Source organism: Lysobacter antibioticus HS124, from assembly GCF_000336385.2.
Taxonomy (GTDB): domain Bacteria; phylum Pseudomonadota; class Gammaproteobacteria; order Xanthomonadales; family Xanthomonadaceae; genus Lysobacter; species Lysobacter firmicutimachus.
The window spans coordinates 23,894-43,457 of sequence record NZ_HG424448.1 but is presented as its reverse complement, the minus strand read 5'-3'; the positions used below and the strand labels follow the sequence as shown (position 1 = coordinate 43,457).

Genomic DNA, 19,564 nt, shown 5'->3' with positions numbered 1-19,564 from the left:
TTGGGAAAAGCAAACAAGCAGTCCCCGGGACATTATGGGGCCTGGGCGAGTCGCGCCGCGAAAGCGGCAGCCCGCAGGCCGAACAGGCATCATGGGCGACGCGGCGCTTCGCCCATCCCCCATCCCGAATCCCCAATCCCCGCCCCATGCGCATCCTTCTGGTAGAAGACGAATCCGCCATCGCCGACACCGTGTTGTACGCGCTGCGCGCGGAGGGCTACGAGGCGGTGCATTGCCTGACCGGGGGCGAGGCGCTGCGCGAGGCGGCGCGCGGGGCGTTCGACCTGGCGGTGCTGGACGTCGGCCTGCCCGACATCGGCGGTTTCGCGCTGTGCCGCGAGCTGCGCCGCGAGCGCGATCTGCCGGTGATCTTCCTGACCGCGCAGAACGCCGAGGCCGACCGTATCCTCGGCCTGGAGATCGGCGCCGACGACTACGTGACCAAGCCGTTCTCGCCGCGCGAACTGGCGACCCGGGTGCGGGTGGTGCTGCGCCGGCTGCGTCCCGGCGGCAGCGAGGCCGCGCCGGCGACCGAGGAGGGCTTCGTCCACGACGCCGAGGGCAAGCGCATCCGCTACCGCGGCCAGGCCCTGGACCTGACCCGCTACGAGTACGGCCTGCTGGCCGCTTTGTTGCAGCGCCCGGGCGCGGTGCTGTCGCGCGCGCAGTTGATGGACCGGGTCTGGGGCGATGCGCTGGACAGCGGCGACCGCACCGTCGACACCCATATCAAGACCCTGCGCGCCAAGCTGCGCGAAGTCGCCGCCGACGCCGACCCGATCCGCACCCACCGCGGACTGGGCTACTCGCTCGACAACGCCTAAGCCGGGGCCGCTCGTGCGCATCGGACTGCGGATCTTCCTCGGCTACTTCCTGATCGTCGCGGTCGCGGCGTTGTTGCTGGTGCGGGTGTTCGTGGCCGAGGTCAAGCCCGGCGTGCGCCAGGCGATGGAAGACACTCTGGTCGACACCGCCAACGTGCTGGCCGAACTGGCCACCGACGATTTCCTCGCCGGCCGCATCGACCGCGGCGACTTCGCCAAGCGCGTGCGCTCGCTGGACGGACGCGACGTCGGCGCGGCGATCTGGGGCTTCCGCAAGCCGGAAACCAGCTATCGCGTCTACGTGACCGACGCGCGCGGCATCGTCGTGTTCGACAGCAGCGGCGTCGCGGTGGGGCAGGACTATTCGCGCTGGAACGACGTCTACCTGACCCTGCGCGGCCGCTACGGCGCGCGCTCCAGCGCGGTCGATCCGGCGCGCCCGGACGACACCGTGATGCACGTGGCCGCTCCGATCCGCGACGAGCGCGGCCGGGTGATCGGTTCGTTGACCGTGGCCAAGCCGAACGCCGCGATCGCGCCGTTCATCGCCCGCAGCCAGGCGGTGGTGACGCGCTGGGGCTTCGTGCTGATGGGCGCGGCGCTGGCCATCGGGGTGATCGTGTCGTGGTGGCTGTCGCGCCAGATCGGCCTGCTGCGGCGCTACGCGCAGGCGGTCACCGCGGGCAAGCGCGCCGACCCGCCGGACGCCGCCGGCGAGTTCGGCGAACTCGGTCAGGCGTTGGAGACCATGCGTGCGCGCCTGGAGGGCAAGCAGTACGTCGAGCAATACGTGCATACGCTGACCCACGAAATGAAGAGCCCGTTGGCGGCGATCCGCGGCAGCGCCGAATTGCTGGAATCGCCGCCCGGCGATGCGCCGATGCCCGATGCCGACCGCGCGCGCTTCGCCGGCAGCATCCGCCGTCAGGCCGAGCGCCTGGCGCAGATGATCGACAAGCTGCTGGCGCTGGCGGCGGTCGAACATCGCCAACGCCTGGAACGGCCCGAACCGGTGGCGTTGGCGGCGATCGCGCGCGAGGCGGCCGAGCATTGCGCGCAGCGCATCGACGGCGCCGGCGCGCGGCTGTTGCTGGACCTGGACCCGAGCCTGCCGCCGGTGCGCGGCGACGCTTTCCTGCTGCGTCAGGCGTTGATCAACCTGCTCGACAATGCAGCCGATTTTTCGCCGCCGGGCGGCGAGATCGTGTTGCGCCTGCAACGCATCGGCGAGGCGCAGCGGGTCGAGGTCGGCGATCGCGGCCCCGGGGTGCCGGACTATGCGGTGGGGCGGGTGTTCGAACGCTTCTATTCGCTGCCGCGGCCGGCCGGGGGCAGCCGCAGCAGCGGTCTGGGGCTGTGCTTCGTCGCCGAGGTCGCGTCCCTGCACGGCGGCAGCGCGCAACTGCGCAACCGCGACGGCGAGCCCGGCGCGATCGCCGCCCTGTCCATTCCGGAGTAGGAGCGGCGCAAGCCGCGACCAAGGCACGCGCGGGCGCCCCGGCCTGCGCCATCGACCGAAGCCCGGCCCCGCCGCTTCTGCGCAAACGGGGCACGCGGCCGTGCCGCGCGCCGCCTTACCGAATGCTGCGGTCGGCGCGGCGGTCGATCGCGCGTGCGCCCGTCGCCGCCCAGGTTTCGGGCGCGGGCTGCGGCCAACGGCCGACCTGGGCGCGGGCGTACAGATAGCCTTGCTGCAGGACGATGCCCATCGATTTGAGCTGGGCCGCGTCGGCCTGAGTTTCCACGCCTTCGGCGATCAGGGCGATGCCGAGCTGGGCGGCGATCGAGACCAGGCCGGCAACGATCACCTGGCGGGCGCGGTCGGCGGCGATGCCGCGGACCAGGCCGATGTCGATCTTGATCAGGTCCGGCGCGCAATCGGCGAGCAACTCCAGGCCCGCGTAGCCGGCGCCGAAATCGTCGATCGCGGTGGCGTAGCCCCAGTCGCGCAACAACCGTTGCGCCTGACTCCAGGCGCTGCGCGCGATCGGGCTGGACTCGGGGAATTCGAACACGATGCGCCGGCCGTCCAGCCCCAGCGTCTGCGCTTGGCGGTGCAGTTCGTGCAGGGCGATCGGATCGCCGAGCATCGACGGGCCGAGGTTGATCGACAGCCGTTGCGCGCCGGGCAGGTGCGCGGCGGCGCGCAGTGCGGCGCGGGCCAAGCGCCGTTCCAGGTCGGCGCGCGCCGGCGCGTCGAGGCCGGCGAACAGCGCGGCGGCGCCGTCGCTGCCGGCGCGGCGGCCGAGCGCTTCGTAGGCGAACACCTCGCGCCGGTCGAGATCGACGATAGGCTGGAACGCGATGGCGAACGCGCCCGACGCGCTGCGGCGCTGCGGCGCGGACGGCGCGGAACGCGGCGGTGCGGGCAAGGCGCTCATCGCGGCCGCACCGCGGGAATATCGACCCGCGCGGTGCGCCGCACGCTGACTTCGATCCGGCGGCGGGCCGACGACTCGCGCAGCGACCACGGCAGCGGCAGGTTGTCGGCGACGACCTCCAGGGTGTGTTCGCCGACCGACACGCGCGGGAAGGCGAATTCGCCGTTGCTGTCGGTGCGTACGGCGTAGCGTCCGTCGAGCACCACGGTGACGTTGGCCGCGGCCTGTTCGGAAGCGGCACGCACGCCGTCGTCGTTGTCGTCGAGGAACAGCGAGCCGGCGACGTGGCCGGTGGCCGCGCCCGGCGCGCCACCGAGCACCGCCTGGCTGCGGCCGCGCTGACGGTCGTAACGCAGGCTCAACAGCGCCGAGCGCTCGCGCGGCAGGGCCAGGAACGGCGACTCGATCGCCAGCGGATCGAGCGCGAACGGCGAGCGTTGGCGGCCGCGGCTCTGGTAGACGGCCAGGTTCAGCGACCAGCGCGGAGCGATGCGCCAGTCCAGGCCGAGATTGAGGTCGGTGCCGCGCAAGGCGCTGGCGCCGTCGCCGTAAGTCCAGCGTGCATTGCCGTCGAGGCTGACGCGCGAGCCCAGGGCCAGGCCGCCGTAGAAGGCCAGCGTGGCGGTGCGGGTGGAACCGGCGTCGGCGTCGGCGATCTCGCCGTAGCCCAGCGACACCGACAAGCGCCGGCCGGCGCGCAGCGGCAGCGCCTGATCGATGCTGGCCTGCCAGCTGCGGCCGAGGCCGTCGCCGTCGGCGTGATCGAATTGCAGCCGGGTCTGGCCCCACTCGCCGCTACGGTCGGCGAACAACTGCAGCGCATGCGCGTCGCCGTCGGCGTGGCGCAGACTGAGGCTGGCGCCGTAGCCGAGCCGGCTGCTGGCCTGATAGCGCGCGTAGGCGGTGGCGTACTGGCCGTCGAAGCCGTCGCCGCTGATGGAGCGGATGTCGTCGACGCCGGCGTTCCATTGCCAGCGGCCGTACTGATAGCCCAGGCGGTAGTAGCCGCCGCGCACGTCCTGGTTGATCGGCAGCGCGCCCCAGGCCAGGCCGGGGTCGAGCGAAAACACGCCGTAGTGGTGGCGATAGCGGCCGCGCCGGGCGCTGGCGTCGATCCAGCCGCCGGCGGCGTCGCGGCCGTCGTTGCGGCTGCCGAGCAGATTGAACTGCACGCTGTCGCGTTCGCTGCGCCAGCCGGCCGCCCAGTGCGCGGCCTGGCTGTCGCCGGAGGCGAAGTCCAGATCGCCGCGGCCGTCGGCGACGATCCGGCCGCCGCTGCCCAGCACCGCCAGCGACTGGTTCCAGCCGGCGCCGCTGCGCCATTGCACACCGGCCGCCGCGACCCGGCCGTCGCCGGGGTCGAAGCCGGCCATGCGCCGGCCGTCGTAGACGCCGGCGCGGCCGAACGCGGCGTACGCCGAGGTGCCGTCGGCGTCCTGCCGCCATTGCGTGCTGGCACCGGCCAGCGGCGCGGTCGGCAGGAAAAAGCGGTATTGATTGCGCTGCAGCTCCGGCGCCGGCGTATTGAGCACGCCCAGGCCGTTGTCCACGCGCCAGCCGCCGTCGAGATACAGATTGCGTTGCCACAACGTGGCCAGTCCGCCCCAGTCGCGGCCCTCGTCGCCGTGCAGGCGATCGCTGCGGAACAGGTTGGCGTCCAGCGACAGGCTGCCGTGATCGGCGGTTTCCCAGAACCCGCCCGCCGAAAGGCCGTGCTCGTCGTAGCTGCGCTCGCCGCGCTCGCTGCGCGCCAGTTGCAGCTCGACGCGCAACGCGCGCGGCGGGCCGTCGTCGTCGGCCGGCGCTTCGTCCTCGTCCGGCGGCAGCGGCGCCAGCGCCTGCGGGGCGATGATCCGGTCGCGATACGCGCCGGCGGGAGGCGCCGTCTCGCTGGCGGCGACCGGCGCGGCGACCAGCGCGCCGGCGACGCACCACGCCAGCCGGCGCAGGACGAGCCGGTGCGAGCCGGGCGGAGGCAACCTCATCGGTTCAATACGGCGTCGAGTTCGAGCCGCTGCCGGTCCCAGTCCAATGCGCCCTCGAGTTTCAAGGGATAGGCGATCGGCGGCGCCGGCGTGGCCGGATCGTCGCCTTGCGGTTGCAATGCGATCGACCGGGTTTCGCCCGGCAGGATGGGCAGGTTGGACGGCGCGAAGGCGATCTTGCGGCCTTGCGCGTCGGTGCCGTCGATCAGGCCTTCCAGGCGCGAATGGGCGTTGCCGGCGTTGTGGATCTCCAGCACCGGCAGGTCGCGGCCGTCGATGCGCTGCACCGCCATCGCGCGGGTCTGAAGCCGCGCGGCGGCGTCGCCGACGGCGAGGTAGACGATGATGCCGATCCGCCCCGACACCGGCAGCGCGACCGAGCCGCGCACGGTTTCCGGTTCGCCTTCGAGCAGGATCGCGAAGCGGCATTCGCCGGCCGGCGCGTCGGCCGGCACCGCGACTTCGAAGCGATAGCGGCGCTTGCCCTGCGTGCCGACTTCGATCTGCGCCGCCTCCAGCCCCACCCAGGGGCGGCAGCTGTCCGGCGCCAGCGCTTCGTCGAAGATCGCCGCGCCCTGCGGGTCGAGGCGCCAGTCGGCGGTCTTGAGCGTGTAGCGCGCCGACGCCGGCGACAGATTGGAGATTTCGACCACGTTGCGATACGTGGTGCCGGGCCGGGCCGAGTCTTCGAAGCGCGGCGGCGAAACCAGGGCCGAAAAGCCCTGCGCGGCGACGCACACGGGCAGCGAGGCGAGCAGAGCGGCGAGGGTGCGCAGGCGGGCGAGGCGCATCACGGAGTGTCCAGGTCGACTTCGAAGGAAAAATGCAGTTGCTCGGCGCGCGACAGGCGCTGTCCGTCGGCCTGCAGGTTCAGGCGCACGGTGTCTTCGAGCAGCCCGGCCGGCAGCGGACCGGCATAGACCAGGGCGCGCTCGCCGGCGCGCAGCGCGCCCGGCAGCAGGCGGCCGCGGGTGGTCCATTGGGTCAGGATCGGGCCCGAAGGCGAGGCGGGCAGGGTCATGTAGACACGGCCCTGGCGGCCCTGCCAGGGCGACAGGTCCAGGCGGACCCGCACGGTCAGCGCACCGGACACGGTCTGGCGCGCGTGTTGGCCGGGCACGGCGTCGTCCCATTTCATTTGCACGTCGTTGTCCAGCACCTGGCTGGCGCTGTCATCGACGCGGAAGGTGGCGGCCTGGGCCAGGCCGGCGCACAGCGACAGCAGCGCGATCGCCAGCCAGCGGCTCATGGCGCGCTCAGGGTGTAGACCACCCGGCCGGTGTAGGTGCCGGCGGCGACCACCGCGTCGTTGGCATAGCGGAAACGGTGGCAGCTCTCGCGCCAGCTGTTGGCCGGGAAGCTGGCCAGGCTCTGCACGCCGCCGTTGAAGCTGCCGGCCGGAATCGGCTGGGTGCCGGTATCGCCGTTGCCGCTGCTGGCCCAGGCGATCTGCGAGAAGGCGATGCTGTCGCCGTTGCCGTTGCTCAGCCCGGCGGGCGAAGACACGGTCAGGCTGGCCGAGCCGGTGGTGGTCGGACGGCGGTAGAAGCCGCCGATGTAGACCTCGTCGGGCACGTTGCAGAAGGTGTAGCCGTCGTAGTGGCTGGTGGTCTGGGTGGCGTCGCTGGTCATCGGCTGGTCGGTGCCGTTGCCGAGCGCCGCGGCCGGCACGGTCACCGAGACTTTGTTGAGCGTGCCGCCGCTGCCCGGCGTGCCGCCGCCTTGATAGGTCCCGGTGAACACGCCGTTGCCGACGCGCAGATAGACCGCGCGGGTGCCGGGCGAGATGGTGACCACGAAGGCCTGGGCGGCGCCGAGCCACAGCGCGGCCAGCGGCAGCAGGGCCCAGCGGATCTGGCGGATGGCGCGCGGCGATGGCGTCATGACGGACGGTTCCGGTGCGGAGGCGGAAGCCCTCCCGCGGACGCGCCGCGGGAGGAGGGAGCGAAACGGACGGCGGAGCGCGCCGCCCGTCCGCCGCTTACGGCATCGACGCGGTGTAGGTGACGCGGCTGTTGTTGGCGTTGACGCCGCCGTACACGCCCGGGGCGACGACGTTGTTGTTGAGGTAGGTGTAGGTCCAACGCGCGCTGCGGTTGACGACCTTGCCGCTGGCCGGCGCGATGGTGAGCGGCGTCGAGGCGCCGTCGGTCAGCACCGGCGCCGGCAGGGCGGCGGTGTCGCTGGCGGTGGCGATCTGGCTGTAGGAAATGGTGTCGCCGGCGGCGCCGTTGCTGAGTGCGCCCAGCGCGGTGGCGCCGAGGGTGATGTTGCCGTTGTTGCCGACCACCTTGGCGGTGACTTCGCCGTTGCCGAGGTCGCCCGAGGTCGCGGTCGCGGCGACGGCGGCGCCGTTGCCGACGTTGGCGGCCGGGACGGCGAAGGCGATCTGGTTGACCGTCGCGGTGCTGGTGTAGTCCGCGCCGCTGCCGACGCGCAGGAACAGGATCTTCGGAATCGTGATCTGGAAGTCGAGCTTGGCGCTGGCGGTCAGCGGCGAGCCGGCGCCGGTGCTGTACTGCGATTCGGCCTGGGCGAGCAGCGGCGCGCCGGCCAGCAGGGCGGCGGCCAGAAGAGAGGTCGGGAGCTTGCGCATCATCGGGATCCAAAAGGAGGTGAGCGGCCGGGGCTCCGGGCGCTGACCGCAGGCAGAAGCAGGTTTCGTGCCAAAAAATGTGACACATAGCTCATTGAAATTGTTAACGCAAAGTGATTTTTGCGTGAGGACGAGTGAGTCAGAAGCTGACCTGCGGCGTCGGTTTGCGTCTTTTCGGGCCAGGGTCGGCACGTCCTCGGGGCTATTCGGGACAGGAATGGCGGGCTGAGGCGGTCCGGGCGGGGCGGGATCGGCCGCTTCCCCGTTCATGTTTGTGGATGCGCCGACGGCTCCAGGGGGCGGCGCCGAGAAGCGGCTTCGGCAGGCCGTAGCCGGGGGCGCGGCGGCAGGGGACGACGGCCATGCCGCTGAGCGGCCCCGGCGGTGTACCGGCCTGCCTGCCTCCGGAGGGCGGCCGTCGACGGGCGCGAGATCGTGGGCGCCCTGGCCCGCTCGCCGCGAATTCCGTTGCGCCGCTGCGATGTTCGAATCGGCGCGGTGCGCGCTTAGGCGCCGCGGCCGATTCCGCTGCCTGCGGCAGCGCCGCCGCCGTGCATCCGACCGCCGCGACGGCGCACCGCGGTCGAACCGTGGCGGGGCCGGCGAGCGCGCTTCACTCTTGCTTCACCGCAGCCACACCGCCGGGCCATCGCGTCCCCGCATGCGCTGCGCATGCTGCGCTCCGAGTTCGTAACCAGGAGCAGGACCATGCGGGTGTGGCTGAAGATGTTGTTGGTGCTGGGGATGACCCTGGCGATCCTGATACCGCTGTTGATGATCGGTGGGATCATCGACGAGCGGCAGGGCTATCGCGCCGAAGCGGTGAACCAGATGGCGCGCAGCTACGCCGGCGCGCAGGCCTTTTCCGGGCCGGTGCTGGTAGTGCCGTACGAAGAGACCTGGATCGAGCAGGAGAAGGACCTCGACGGCGCGATCAAGCAGGTGCGGCGCCGCGAAGTCGCGCACTGGACTTTCTTCCCGAACAAGCTCGAGGTCGAGGGCGAACTGCTGCCGCGCGTGCGCCAGCTCGGCCTGCACAAGGTGCGGGTGTACGACTGGACCGGCCATGCGCGCGCCGATTTCAGCGCGACCATTCCGGCCGACCCGGCAGTCGATTCAATCCGCAACGGCCGCGTGCGCAGCATCGGCCGGCCGTGGATCAGCTACGCCTTCGCCGACGTGCGCGGCCTGCGCGCGCCCAAGCTGCGTTTGAACGGCGTCGAGGCGGCGATCGAGGACGGTCTGGGCGCGCGCGACGGCGGCGGCATCCACGCCCGCCTGGCGGCGCCGGCGCCGGGCGCTCAGTTGCGCGTGAACACCGACCTGAGCTTCGTCCTCGGCGGCACCGAATCGCTGGCCCTGGTGCCGCTGGGCAAGAGCAACCGCTTCGCCCTGCATTCCAAGTGGCCGCACCCGAACTACGGCGGCAGCTTCCCGCCGAGTTCGGACGACATCAGCGAGAACGGCTTCCGCGCCGAATGGCAGGTGGCCTCGGTGGCGACCAACGCCCAGCGCCAGTACCTGGCCGGCAACGTGCTGCCGGTGGTGCGCCTTACCCGCGACGACGACTCCAACGAACCGATCGGCGAGGTCAACGCAGTGCAGGTGACGCTCAAGGACCCGGTCAACGTCTACACCCAGGCCGACCGCGCGACCAAGTACGGCCTGCTGTTCGTGTTGCTGACCTTCGTCGGCTTCTTCATGTTCGAACTGATCAAGCAATTGCGCATCCACCCGATCCAGTACGGCCTGGTCGGCTTGGCGCTGGCGATCTTCTTCCTGCTGCTGGTCAGCCTCAGCGAGCACATCGCCTTCGGCTACGCCTATCTGGCGGCGAGCGCGGCCTGCATCGGCCTGCTGGTGTTCTATCTCAGCGCGGTGCTGCGCAGCCTGGTGCGCGCGCTCGGCTTCGGCGCCATGCTGACCACGCTGTACGGCGCCCTGTACGGGTTGCTGGTGTCCGAGGACAACGCGCTGGTGCTGGGCGCCGGCCTGCTGTTCCTGATCCTGGCCACGATCATGGCGGTCACCCGCAAGGTCGACTGGTACCAGCTCGGCGGCGGGCTGCCGCGCCGTGCGCCGGTGCCGGACCCGCCGGTCGGCCCGCTCTGACCGCTCATGCCGCGCTCGGGTCCTCCCGGGCGCGGCGAGGCCGCGGCTGCGCAAACCTTGATACAGAAAAGATCGGTCCGGGAACGGCACGGCGGCTTGCGCGCTGACTAAGATGGACCGATGAAGAAGCCGATGCCCGTCATCCGCAGTTTCGCCGGGGTGGAGATCGCCCCTCATCTGCCGGCGCTGGCCGAACTGCGCATGCGCGTGTTCCGCGACTGGCCGTATCTGTACGACGGCGACGCCCAGTACGAGGAGCGTTATCTGCGCACGTATCGCGATTCCTGGCGCAGCGTGGTGGTGCTGGCCTTCGACGGAGGGCGCGTGGTCGGCGCCTCGACCGGGTTGCCGTTGAGCGACGAGACCGACGAGATCCGCGGGGCTTTCGACGGTCATCTGGTCCAGGTCGAGCACGTGTTCTATTGCGGCGAGTCGGTGTTGTTGCCGGAGTATCGCGGGCTCGGCGTCGGCCATCGCTTTTTCGACCTGCGCGAGGCGCATGCGCGCGCGCTGGGCGATTTCCGCTGGACCGCGTTCTGCGCGGTCGAGCGCGATCACGACGACCCGCGCCGGCCGGCGTTCCACCGCGGCAACGAGGTCTTCTGGCGCAAGCGCGGCTACACCCATCGTCCGGAACTGCGCGCCCACCTGAGCTGGAGCGAGGTCGGCCGCGGCGAACAGCCGCATACTTTGAGTTTCTGGCTGCGGCCGTTGGAGCGTGGGCGATGAGGCAGGCGGCATGAGGAGCGCGGGATGAGGATAGCGGTGGCCAAGTACCGGATCGGCGCGCCGCGCGATTTCGCCGAGTTCGCCGACAAGCAGGCGCAGTGGCTGGCCGAGGCGCGCGCCGGCGGCGCACAGGTGGCGGTGCTGCCGGAGTACCTGTCGCTGGAGCTGGGCGCGACCTTCGGTGCCGCCACCCAGGGCGACCTGCACGCCTCGCTGGTCGCCACCCAGGCCTATCGCGGCGCCTGGCTGGAACTGTTCGGCCTGCTCGCGCGCGAATTGCGCCTGCACGTGGTGGCCGGCAGTTTCCTGCTCGATCCGGGGCACGGCCGCTATCGCAACCGCTGTTACGCCTTCGCGCCGGACGGCGGCCGGGTGTGGCAGGACAAGCTGCAATTGACCGGGTTCGAAAAGCGCGCCGGGGTGATCGAGGCCGGCGACGAGCTCAAGGCTTTCGCCCTCGGCCCGACGCGCGCGGGCATCGCGGTCTGCTACGACATCGAATTTCCGCTGCCGGTGCGCGCGCAATGCGAGGCCGGGGCGCGGTTGTTGCTGGCGCCGAGCTGCACCGACACCGAGGCCGGCGCGACCCGGGTGCGGGTGGGGTGCCTGGCGCGCGCGCTGGAGAACCGTTGCTTCGTCGCCCAGGCGGTGACCGCGGGCGATGCGGCCTGGAGTCCGGCGCTGGACGTGAACACCGGCGAAGCCGCGGTGTACGCGCCGATGGACGTCGGCCTGCCGGCCGACGGCGTGCTTGCGCAGACCCGCGGCGGGCAGCGCTGGGCGTATGCCGATCTGGATTTCGCCGCGCTCGACGCCAGCCGCGAGCGGGCGCAGGTCGCCAACGATCGCGACTGGCCCGGCCAGCACGCCCCGGCGATTGCGCGGGCGCGCGTGCAGGCCTGGGAACCGCGCGGCTGATCCCCGGGCGTCGCGGACGCCGCGCGCCTGTAGGGGCGGCGTCCCACGGGGATTTCCTTCGGTCATAAGCTGCGACTCACCGAAGCGACCCGCGCAAGCGTGGCCCCAAGGAGCCCGCTTGCACGGCGCTGCTCAAGCCAGCGCCTGGTGTGCGAATCGCTTCGGCGGACGACGTGGTATGGCCTGGCTTCGGTTGTCGCGGCTCACGCCGCTCCTACAGGGGCCGGTTGGCGGCGCCGCTGGACGGAGCATGGCGATCGCGGCTCGCGCCGCTCCTACCCCTGGATGGACGACCCGCCAAGGCCGCATCGTCGTTCCCCTCTTTGCAAAAAAGGGGCAGGAGCGATTTGCTCTTCCCGAATCCCGAATCCCGAATCCCGAATCCCGAATCCCGAATCCCGAATCCCGCCCTCACCACAACGACACGCCGGGCACCAACCACAGCGACAGGCCGGCCAGTGCGCTGCCGATCGCGGTGGCGGCCAGCACGTCGCTGGGGTAGTGCAGGCCCAGCACCACGCGCGAGGCGGCGACGCTGGCGGTGAAGGGGATCAGCAGCCAGGCCAGCAGCGGGTAATGGGCCATGGCGACCAGGCTGAAAGCCACCGCGTGCAAAGTGTGGCCGGAGGGGAAGCTGAACTCGTCCAGCGGTGCGACCCAGGCGTGGATGCGTTGATCGGACGCGAACGGGCGCGGGCGCCGGGTCCAGCGCTTGAGCAGTTTGTACAGCGCCAGTGCGATCACGCCGGTCGCGGCCAGATGCAGCGAGGCGCGCAGGCCGTCGTAGCCGTCGGCGACGATCAGCGCGGCCATCAGCACGTACCAGAACACGCCGTCGCCGAGCCGGCTGATCGCGGCGAAGTAGGCGCGCGAGCCGTTGCGTTCGCCGAGCCGGTTGGCGCGCAGACACCAGCCGGATTCGCCGTCGCTGAGGCGTTTGCGCAGGGGCATGCGGTTCATGCGACCTCCTGGGGCGGTTTGCCGGGAGCGGTTTGGGGCGGAACGGTTTCGGAGGGCATTGGGCGGATAGCGCCGGCGGGTTCGGAGCCGTCGTCGGCGCGAAGCTGGCGTCCGGGCGTGTTGCGTTCGGCGAGGCCGCGCAGCAGCGCGTCGAAGTCGGCCGCGACCTGCTCCGGGCGCAGCCCGGCGATCGCCTCGCGGCCGGCGTGGGCCATCGCTGCGCGCAGCGCGTCGTCGCTGCCGATGCGCACCGCCGCGGCGACGAAGCCGGCGTCGTCGCCGTCGGCGATCGCGGCGCCGTCGCGGCCGTCGCGCAGATGCTCGTGGGCGGCGCCGTAATCGAAAGCTACCGTCGGCACGCCGCTCGCCATCGCTTCCAGGGTGACGTTGCCGAAGGTTTCGCTGTGGCTGGGGAACAGGAACAGATCGCCGCTGGCGAAGTGGCTGGCCAGGGCCTGGCCGCGCTGCAGGCCGCAGAAAATGAAATCCGGGTTGTCGCGTTGCAGTTTTTCGCGCGAGGGTCCGTCGCCGACCCAGACGAAGCGCGCCTGCGGCCGTTGCGCCTGCAGGGCGCGGAACGCGCGCACTGCCAGATCGAGGTTCTTTTCAGGGGCGATGCGGCCGACGTAGATCGCCGCCAGGCCGTCCTCGCCCAGGCCCCAGTCGCGGCGCAGGGCGGCGCTGCGCCGTTGCGGATCGAACAGCGCGGTGTCGACCGCGCGCGGCAAGCGCACCACGTCTTCGAAGCGGCGTGCGCGCAGGAACTCGGCCAACTCGCGGGTCGGCACCAGGGTGGCGTCGGCGCCGTTGTGGAAGCGGCGCATCCAGTCCAGGGCGATGCCGCCGAGCCAAGGCGCGCCGTAGTCGCGCATGTATTCGTCGAAACGGGTGTGGAAGCCGGTCGCGGCAGGAATGCCCAGGCGGCGCGCGGCGCGCAGCGCCGACCAGCCCAGCGGGCCTTCGGTGGCGACGTAGATCGCGTCCGGGCGCTGCCGGGACCAGGCCGCGCGCAGACGGCCGGCGCAGGGCAGGCCGAAGCGCAGGCCGGGATAGCGCGGCAGCGGCAGGCCGGGTACCAGCACTTCGTGCGCCTGGCCCCGCTCGACATCGCCGTTCTGACGCGGCCGCACCAACTCGACCGCATGGCCGCGGGCGCGCAGACCTTGTTCCAGCCCTTGCACGGTCAGGGCGACGCCGTTGATCTCCGGCGGATAGGTCTCGGTGACGATCGCGTAGCGCATGCGCGGCTCCCGGTTTGGGCAAGCCTGGGGGCGTGGCATGTCCCGGACGTGGCGCCGGTATGACCGCGGTATGACGCCGTCGCGGGCAAGCGGCAGGAGCGTGACCGGATGCGCATTTGTCCGCCGCGGAGCGGGTCCGGGCCGGGCCGTCAATGCCGGCACACTGGGGTCATGTTCCGGAGTGTTAACAACCCGATCCCTACAATCGCCCGATTCATTGGATCCGGGTCCCCCGCCGGTGCACCGACGCGAGCTACTCAAAACCGGGCTATCGCTGCCCCTGCTGGGCGCGGCCGCCTCCTGGACCGCTGTGGCGGCGGGTCCGGCGCAGGCGTTCGGCGCGGACACGGTGCCGGCGCTGGCGCGCGCGCTGGCCGCGAAACCCCACCGCGCCGGCGACAGCGAGCTGCCGCCGGCGCTGGCCGCGATCCCCTACGACCGCTACCGCGACATCCGTTTCGACCCGGCCCAGGCGCTGTGGAAGGCCGAACGGCTGCCGTTCCAGCTGCAGTGTTTTCACCGCGGCTTCCTGTTCAAGCAGCGGGTCGACCTGCATCTGGTCGACGCCGGGCAGGCCACGCCGCTGCTGTACCGGCCGCAGATGTTCAGCTTCGGCGCGGCGCCCAAGCCGCAGCAGGACGACCTGGGTTTCGCCGGGTTCCGCATCCATGCGCCGATCAACCGCGCCGATTACTACGACGAGGTCGCCGCCTTTCTCGGCGCCAGCTATTTCCGCGCGGTCGCCAAGGACCTGCTGTACGGCCTGTCCGCGCGCGGCCTGGCGCTGAACACCGGCGCCGGCCAGGACGAAGAGTTTCCGCAGTTCGTCGGGTTCTGGATCGAGCGGCCGACGCGGCGCGCGCGCAGCATCGTGGTTCACGCCCTGCTCGACAGCCCCAGCGTCGCTGGGGCGATGCGGTTCGCGATCACGCCCGGCGCCGAGACCGTGTTCGATACGCAGCTGCGGCTGTATCCGCGCGTTGGCCTGGCGCGGGTCGGCATCGCGCCGCTGACCAGCATGTACCACTTCGACGCGGCCAACCGGGTCGGCATCGACGACTTCCGGCCCTCGGTGCACGACTCCGACGGCCTGGCGCTGTACAACGGCGCCGGCGAGCAGATCTGGCGTCCGCTGCACAATCCGCGCACGCTGCAGGAAAGCGCGTTCCAGGACCGCCGCCCGCGCGGCTTCGGCCTGATGCAGCGCAAGCGCGCCTTCGCCGACTACGCCGACGCCGAGGCCCATTACGAGCGCCGCCCGAGCCTGTGGGTGGAGCCGCTGGGCGATTGGGGCGAGGGCGCGGTGCATCTGATCGAAATACCGACCGGCGACGAATACCACGACAATATCGTCGCCTTCTGGCGCCCGCGCGCGCCGTTGGCGGCCGGCCGCGAGTACCGTTACGACTACCGCCTGCATTGGTGCGCGCGCCACGCCTGGAAGCCCGAGCTGGCCGGCGTCGCCGGCACCCGCATCGGCGCCGGCCGCGACGGCGCGCGCCGGGTGGTGATCGACCTGGAGGGCGGTCGCCTGGCCGCGCTCGGCCGCGAGGCGCGCTTGCGCGCGTCGGTGTGGGCCTCGGCCGGTCGCGTCGTCGACGCGGTCGCGCACGCCAACGCCGGCACCGGCGGCTGGCGCATGGCCTTCGAACTGCAACCGCAGGATGCGCGCAGCATCGAGTTGCGCGCCGTGCTCGAAGACGAGCGCGGTCCTGTTTCCGAAACCTGGCTTTATCGTTGGACCGCATGAATCCCACCGCTCCGTTGCACCGTCCCAGCTCTACGCCGTACGAGGCTTTGCCGCCGGAGTCGCCGCTGGCGATGCCGGTGCAGTCGTTGTCCGCCGGCGCGCTGTCGCGGGCGCCGCTGCCGACGTTGCCCAGCGCGATGGGCTGGCGTCGCCTGTACGTGATCGGCGGCGCCGCGCTGCTGACCTTGATCGCGGCCTATCAGATCCTGCGCGTGCTCTACGTCGGCGGGCTGAATCTGCTCGAAGGCGTACTGTTGCTGCTGTTCGTGTTCCTGTTCGCCTGGATCGCGCTGGCCTTCACCAGCGCCTTGGCCGGCTTCGTCCTGATCCTGTCGCGGCGGCGCTGGCGGTTGGGCCTGAAGCAGGGCGGCGAACTGCCCGCGCTGGGCGAGCGCACCGCCTTGCTGGCGCCGACCTACAACGAAGACCCCGAGCGGCTGATGGCCGGTCTGCAGGCGATCTACGAATCGGTCGCCGCCACCGGCCAGCTCGACAAATTCGACTTCTTCATCCTCAGCGACAGCACCAAGGAACCGATCCGGCAGGCCGAGATCCGCGCCTTCCAGGCGCTGCGCGAGCGCACCGGCGGCCAGGCGCGGATCTTCTACCGCCGGCGCAAGAACAACGCCGAACGCAAGGCCGGCAACATCGCCGAATGGGTGCGCCGCTTCGGCGCGGCCTATCCGCATATGCTGATCCTCGACGCCGACAGCCTGATGACCGGCGAGGTCATCGTGAAGCTGTCGGGGGCGATGGAGCGGCATCCGGACGTGGCCCTGATCCAGACCCTGCCGATGATCGTCAACGGCCAGACCCTATTCGCGCGCATGCAGCAGTTCGCCGGCCGCGTGTACGGCCCGGTGATCGCCTACGGCATCGCCTGGTGGCACGGCGCGGAAAGCAACTACTGGGGCCACAACGCGATCATCCGCACCCGCGCCTTCGCCGATCACGCCGGCTTGCCCGAACTGCGCGGCCGGCGCCCGTTCGGCGGCACCGTGCTCAGCCACGACTTCGTCGAGGCCGCGCTGATGCGCCGCGGCGGCTGGGCGCTGCACATGGTGCCGGGACTGGTCGGCAGCTACGAGGAAGGTCCGCCGTCGCTGACCGACATGCTGGTGCGCGACCGCCGCTGGTGCCAGGGCAATCTGCAGCACACCGCGGTGCTGCCGGCGCGTGGCCTGCATTGGATCAACCGGCTGCACCTGCTGATCGGCATCGGCCATTACTTCACCGCGCCAATGTGGGCGATGCTGATGCTGATCGGCCTGGCGATCCCGCTCGACCATGCCGGTTTCTTCAACTGGGACAGCGTGCGCCTGCCGGGCTTCTCGCCCAGCGACTACTGGCGCGACCAGGACCCGGACCGGGTGCTGTGGGTGTTCGTGGCGACCATGGCGGTGCTGCTGGCGCCGAAGTTCATGGCCTACCTCGCGTTGCTGACCGAGCCGGACACCCGGCGCGGCTGCGGCGGCGCGGTCCGCGCCTTCGTCAGCATGCTCTTCGAGACCCTGCTGGCGGCGTTGATGGCGCCGATCACCATGTACGTGCAATCGCGCGGCGTGGCCGAAGTGCTGGCCGGCAAGGATTCGGGCTGGGAGTCGCAGCGTCGCGATGACGGCAGCCTGCCGCTGTCGGGCCTGGTCCGCAGCTACGGCGGGCTGAGCCTGCTCGGCTTGTTGATCGGGTCCATGGCCTATGCGATTTCGCCGCCGTTGGCGGCATGGATGTCGCCGGTGATCCTGGGGCTGATCGTGTCGATTCCGGTGGTGGCCTTCACGTCCTCGCGCGGGCCGGGGCAGTTTCTGCGCAAGCTCGGCATCTTCCGCATTCCCGAGGAAGTGACGCCGCCGCCGGTGCTGGTGCGGGCGCGGCAATTGCGCGCCGAAGCGGCGCAGCGTTCGGCGCACCAGGCCTCCGCAGCGCCGGTAGCGCAGAAGTAGGAGCGACGCGAGCCGCGACCGCCATCGTTCGATCTCGCCGCGTCTTTGTCCTGGGCCCCTGTAGGAGCGGCGTAAGCCGCGACCAAGGGACGCGCAGAGGAATCAACGCCTTCGCCATCGATCGAAGCTCGAAACCCCCGCGAGGTAGGAGCGGCGCAAGCCGCGACCGCGCTCTTGCGGTCTCACGGCGCATGCCGTTCGAAGGCTTCTAAAGCGTCAAAGCCAAGCGTCCGTCCGCAAGCGGCCGGGTCACTTTCTTCGTCCAAGGCGACAAAGCCCCACGGGATTTGCTTCGGTCAAAAGTAACCGAAGAAAACGCCATGGCGGTTTCGGATCAAAAGCCACTATGGGACGGAGTGTGCGCGGGGCTGTCCGCACAGGCCTTCCGTGGCTTGGCTGCGCACGGTCCGCCACCCTGCGGGGCTTCGATTTGTCCTCGCGAGTTCGAAGCGAGGCCAAGCGCTTCACGGCAACAGCAACAGCAACCGCGGGCGCTGGGCGTCCCTTGCCGTGCGGCGCCTGGAAGGATGCGGCCGCGAGCGTGGACTGCATGCGCCTCGCCGCGGTCGGCGCGGTCTGTGTGGCGGGGCTTACGAAGCCAGCAGCTTCAGCGCGATTCCCAGTCCCGCCATGTCCTGCGGTTCGCCTTCCAGGTCGGCGCGGATCAGCGGGCGCGATTCCAGCCAGCGCTTGGACACGGTCAGGGTCAGGGTCGAGCCCTCGACCTGGGCGTCGAGTTGCGGGATCGGGTCGGATTCGTGGGCGCGGTGCAGCAGCACCGCCAGGCGCAGCAGGGCCGAGCTGCGGCGGACCGCGGCCAGCAGGCGGTCGGGCAGGGCGTCGAACGCGGACTTGGGAATGCCGCGGCGGTGGGTGCGCACCAGCGCGGCGAGGAATTGCTGTTGCTGGCGCGAGAAGCCGGAGATGTCCGAGTTCTCGATCACGTAGGAGCTGTGCACGTGGTATTGGCTGTGGGCGATGGCCAGGCCGAGCTCGTGCAGGCGCGCGGCGCGCTGCAGCATCAGCCGGTCGTCGGCGTCCAGGCTCCAGCCCTGGGCGACCTGGTCGAACAGCCGCAGCAAGGTCGCCTCGACCCGCGCCGACTGCTGTTCGTCGATGCCGTAGCGCTTGACCAGCGCCGCTACCGCCGCGTCGCGCGGGTCGTCGGCGCCGCCGCGGCCGAGCATGTCGTACAGCACGCCCTCGCGCATCGCCGCCTTGCTGACCGCCATGCGCTGCAGGCCGAGCACGTTGAACGCGGCTTCTAGGATCAGGATGCCGCCGGCGATGATCGGCCGGCGGTCGGCCGACAGGCCGGGCAGGTCGATGGCCTCGATGCGCTCGGCCTGCAGCAGCCGGTCGCGCAACTGCGGCAGGGCGTCGGCGGTGACCGCGCCCTTGGTCAGCTTCATCGCCGCGCAGATCTCGCCGATCGCCTTGTTGGTGCCGGACGAACCCAGCGCCTCGTGCCAGCCCAGCGTGCGGTAAGTGCCGGCGAACTGCTGGAACTCGGCCGATACCTCGGTCAGCGCGTCGCGCCATTTCTTCTTCGACAGCTTGCCGTTCTCGAAGAAGCGGCGGGTGCTGGCGACGCAGCCGACCTGCAGGCTTTCGCGCTCGATCGCCTCGAAGCCGCTGCCGACGATGCATTCGGTGGAGCCGCCGCCGATGTCGATCACCAGCCGGCGCTCGCCGGGCTTGGACGGTTGGGCGTGGGCGACGCCGAGGTAGATCAGGCGCGCCTCCTCTCGGCCGGACACCACTTCGATGGCGTGGCCCAGGGCCGATTCGGCCGGCATCAGGAAGGCCTGCGGCGCGGCCAGGCGGCGCACGGTGTTGGTGGCGATCGCGCGCACCCGTTGCGGCGGCACGTCGCGGATGCGCTGGCCGAAGCGCGACAGGCAGTCCAGCGCGCGCTGGCGCACCTCCGGCGCCAGCCCGCCCTTGCGGTCCAGGCCTTCGGCCAGGCGCACGGTTTCGCGCAGGCGGTCGACGGTGCGCAGCTGGCCGAGCACGTAACGTGCGACCACCATATGGAAGCTGTTCGACCCCAGGTCGACGGCGGCGAGCAGGTCGCCGTCCTGGAGCGGCAGGCGGGTGGTCGGGAACACGTTATTCATGGCGC

The 19,564-nt window shown here is 71.1% G+C and carries 15 protein-coding genes and 1 pseudogene; 7 read left to right on the top strand and 9 right to left on the bottom strand.

Annotation, left to right across the window (positions count from 1 at the left end; genetic code table 11):
* Positions 1–146 precede the first annotated feature (146 nt).
* Positions 147–824 carry a two-component system response regulator CreB gene (gene creB, locus TX83_RS02050; protein WP_064746254.1) on the top strand — a complete coding sequence of 226 codons (678 nt, stop codon included), beginning with the start codon at positions 147–149 and terminating at the stop codon, positions 822–824.
* 13 nt (positions 825–837) lie between these two features.
* On the top strand, positions 838–2,283 hold the full coding sequence (gene creC, locus TX83_RS02045) for a two-component system sensor histidine kinase CreC (RefSeq protein WP_064746253.1): 1,446 nt from the start codon (positions 838–840) through the stop codon (positions 2,281–2,283).
* Positions 2,284–2,398: 115 nt separating this feature from the next.
* Here the strand turns inward: creC and TX83_RS02040 are convergent, their stop codons facing one another.
* From TX83_RS02040 to TX83_RS02015, 6 genes are all read right to left on the bottom strand, one after another.
* Entirely contained in the window at positions 2,399–3,205 is an 807-nt protein-coding gene (locus tag TX83_RS02040) for an EAL domain-containing protein (protein WP_064746252.1), read from the bottom strand.
* Positions 3,202–5,190, bottom strand: a complete 1,989-nt coding sequence (locus tag TX83_RS02035; RefSeq protein WP_141233305.1) for a carboxypeptidase-like regulatory domain-containing protein — start codon at positions 5,188–5,190, stop codon at positions 3,202–3,204. Before TX83_RS02035 ends, TX83_RS02040 begins: the two co-directional genes overlap by 4 nt.
* Entirely contained in the window at positions 5,187–5,981 is a 795-nt protein-coding gene (locus tag TX83_RS02030) for a hypothetical protein (RefSeq protein ID WP_064746250.1), read from the bottom strand. Before TX83_RS02030 ends, TX83_RS02035 begins: the two co-directional genes overlap by 4 nt.
* Entirely contained in the window at positions 5,981–6,439 is a 459-nt protein-coding gene (locus TX83_RS02025; RefSeq protein ID WP_064746249.1) for a hypothetical protein, read from the bottom strand. The genes TX83_RS02030 and TX83_RS02025 overlap by 1 nt, the downstream gene beginning before the upstream one ends.
* A complete protein-coding gene (locus TX83_RS02020) occupies positions 6,436–7,074 on the bottom strand; it encodes a hypothetical protein (protein WP_064746248.1) in 639 nt (212 codons plus the stop codon). The genes TX83_RS02025 and TX83_RS02020 overlap by 4 nt, the downstream gene beginning before the upstream one ends.
* A gap of 97 nt (positions 7,075–7,171) precedes the next feature.
* Positions 7,172–7,786, bottom strand: coding sequence for a hypothetical protein (locus tag TX83_RS02015; protein ID WP_141233304.1), 615 nt, complete (start codon positions 7,784–7,786; stop codon positions 7,172–7,174).
* A gap of 708 nt (positions 7,787–8,494) precedes the next feature.
* Between TX83_RS02015 and creD the strand changes: the two genes are divergently transcribed.
* The 3 genes from creD (at position 8,495) to TX83_RS02000 (ending at position 11,545) form a co-directional block, all read left to right on the top strand.
* Positions 8,495–9,898, top strand: a complete 1,404-nt coding sequence (creD, locus tag TX83_RS02010; protein ID WP_261369979.1) for a cell envelope integrity protein CreD — start codon at positions 8,495–8,497, stop codon at positions 9,896–9,898.
* 120 nt (positions 9,899–10,018) lie between these two features.
* Positions 10,019–10,627 carry a GNAT family N-acetyltransferase gene (locus tag TX83_RS02005; protein WP_064746245.1) on the top strand — a complete coding sequence of 203 codons (609 nt, stop codon included), beginning with the start codon at positions 10,019–10,021 and terminating at the stop codon, positions 10,625–10,627.
* A 24-nt stretch (positions 10,628–10,651) separates the two neighbouring features.
* On the top strand, positions 10,652–11,545 hold the full coding sequence (locus tag TX83_RS02000; protein WP_064746244.1) for a carbon-nitrogen hydrolase family protein: 894 nt from the start codon (positions 10,652–10,654) through the stop codon (positions 11,543–11,545).
* Positions 11,546–11,956: 411 nt separating this feature from the next.
* Here TX83_RS02000 and TX83_RS01995 read toward each other — a convergent pair whose 3' ends face one another.
* Both TX83_RS01995 and TX83_RS01990 read right to left on the bottom strand, forming a co-directional pair.
* A complete protein-coding gene (locus TX83_RS01995; protein WP_087960656.1) occupies positions 11,957–12,496 on the bottom strand; it encodes a phosphatase PAP2 family protein in 540 nt (179 codons plus the stop codon).
* 137 nt (positions 12,497–12,633) lie between these two features.
* Positions 12,634–13,746, bottom strand: a pseudogene (locus TX83_RS01990) (glycosyltransferase family 4 protein); the annotation flags it as partial.
* A gap of 310 nt (positions 13,747–14,056) precedes the next feature.
* On the opposite strand from TX83_RS01990, the gene TX83_RS01985 reads away from it, so the two are divergent.
* Entirely contained in the window at positions 14,057–15,496 is a 1,440-nt protein-coding gene (locus TX83_RS01985; protein WP_222423704.1) for a glucan biosynthesis protein, read from the top strand.
* Positions 15,493–17,439 carry a glucans biosynthesis glucosyltransferase MdoH gene (mdoH, locus tag TX83_RS01980; RefSeq protein ID WP_064746241.1) on the top strand — a complete coding sequence of 649 codons (1,947 nt, stop codon included), beginning with the start codon at positions 15,493–15,495 and terminating at the stop codon, positions 17,437–17,439. Before TX83_RS01985 ends, mdoH begins: the two co-directional genes overlap by 4 nt.
* A 590-nt stretch (positions 17,440–18,029) precedes the next feature.
* Here mdoH and ppx read toward each other — a convergent pair.
* Positions 18,030–19,559, bottom strand: a complete 1,530-nt coding sequence (gene ppx, locus TX83_RS01975) for an exopolyphosphatase (protein ID WP_064746240.1) — start codon at positions 19,557–19,559, stop codon at positions 18,030–18,032.
* Positions 19,560–19,564: the final 5 nt, after the last annotated feature.

Coding starts and splice junctions, on each gene's coding strand:
- TX83_RS02005 (WP_064746245.1), top strand. CDS start 10,019: ATGAAGAAGCCGATGCCCGTCATCCGCAGTTTCGCCGGGGTGGAGATC.
- TX83_RS02035 (WP_141233305.1), bottom strand. CDS start 5,190: ATGAGGTTGCCTCCGCCCGGCTCGCACCGGCTCGTCCTGCGCCGGCTG.
- mdoH (WP_064746241.1), top strand. CDS start 15,493: ATGAATCCCACCGCTCCGTTGCACCGTCCCAGCTCTACGCCGTACGAG.
- TX83_RS01995 (WP_087960656.1), bottom strand. CDS start 12,496: ATGCCCCTGCGCAAACGCCTCAGCGACGGCGAATCCGGCTGGTGTCTG.
- TX83_RS02040 (WP_064746252.1), bottom strand. CDS start 3,205: ATGAGCGCCTTGCCCGCACCGCCGCGTTCCGCGCCGTCCGCGCCGCAG.
- creB (WP_064746254.1), top strand. CDS start 147: ATGCGCATCCTTCTGGTAGAAGACGAATCCGCCATCGCCGACACCGTG.
- TX83_RS02030 (WP_064746250.1), bottom strand. CDS start 5,981: ATGCGCCTCGCCCGCCTGCGCACCCTCGCCGCTCTGCTCGCCTCGCTG.
- TX83_RS02000 (WP_064746244.1), top strand. CDS start 10,652: ATGAGGATAGCGGTGGCCAAGTACCGGATCGGCGCGCCGCGCGATTTC.
- TX83_RS02020 (WP_064746248.1), bottom strand. CDS start 7,074: ATGACGCCATCGCCGCGCGCCATCCGCCAGATCCGCTGGGCCCTGCTG.
- TX83_RS02025 (WP_064746249.1), bottom strand. CDS start 6,439: ATGAGCCGCTGGCTGGCGATCGCGCTGCTGTCGCTGTGCGCCGGCCTG.
- creD (WP_261369979.1), top strand. CDS start 8,495: ATGCGGGTGTGGCTGAAGATGTTGTTGGTGCTGGGGATGACCCTGGCG.
- ppx (WP_064746240.1), bottom strand. CDS start 19,559: ATGAATAACGTGTTCCCGACCACCCGCCTGCCGCTCCAGGACGGCGAC.
- TX83_RS02015 (WP_141233304.1), bottom strand. CDS start 7,786: ATGCGCAAGCTCCCGACCTCTCTTCTGGCCGCCGCCCTGCTGGCCGGC.